This is a genomic window from Oleiphilus sp. HI0043 (genome assembly GCF_001634935.1).
In genome coordinates this window covers 1-963 of record NZ_LWEY01001271.1, presented here as the reverse complement: position 1 = coordinate 963, position 963 = coordinate 1, and the positions used below count along the sequence as shown (strand labels likewise).

General features: G+C 45.2%; 1 protein-coding gene. It reads left to right on the top strand.

The window, feature by feature from the left end:
- Window positions 1-55: 55 nt before the first annotated feature.
- A partial coding sequence (locus tag A3729_RS16570) for an FAD-dependent oxidoreductase (protein WP_156497981.1) occupies window positions 56-963 on the top strand: 908 nt, incomplete at its 3' end.

Genomic DNA, 963 nt, shown 5'->3' with positions numbered 1-963 from the left:
TCTGACTCTTCTCCTCGTATCAAGTTTAAACCACGCTTACAAGCAAGAGTATTATATGAATGTAGTAATTGTCGGCGCAGGGATAATGGGAATTACCTTTGCCACCCTAGCGAAAGAACTGAACCCGAAGCTTAAAATAACCATCATAGAGCGCCTTTCTGGGCCAGCCAAAAGCAACTCCAGCGTATTCAATAACGCGGGAACAGGCCATGAAGCAAATTGTGAATTGAACTATACGCCGGTCGATGAGGATATTATCGAAGTCGAAAAGGCACTCGCAATACACGGTCAATTCAATATCGCCAAGCAGTTTTGGGCTTATTTGGTTAAGAAGGGGATTATCGAAGACCCTACAAGCTTTATCGTTCCGACAAAACACTGCACCCTGGTTCATGAAGACAGTATCAATGAGCTGAAATTGCGTTTTGAAGAAATGTCTCAGCACCACTATTTTGAGCATATGCAGTATTCGGAAGATCATGATGAAATTAAATCATGGATCCCCTATACCATGGAAAATCGACCGACTTCTGAAAAGATGGCTGCGACCATGATTGCGACGGGAACAGATGTTAATTTTGAGTCGATCACCGAGCAAATGGCTGCTTATTTGGCAAAGCAGGAAGGGGTTGAATTTCACTACGGAACGCATGTTACGCGTGTTCATAAAAACCCGGTTAAGCAATGGCTAGTTGAAACCCAAAAAGGCGATCAGAAAATGCGCTTTAAAGGCGACACGCTATTTGTTGCCGCAGGTGGAGGCGCATTCCCGCTTCTTAAACTAAGCCACTTACCAGATAGAACTCGATTTGCAGGCTTCCCTGTTGGTGGTCGCTTCTTGATGGCGCCTATTAGTGAAGAAGACGCTAAACACTACTCTGCAAAAACTTACGGTAAAGCGAAAGTCGGCGCACCACCCATGTCGGTTCCGCATCTGGATTTGCGTGCTGCTAACGGAAAGCA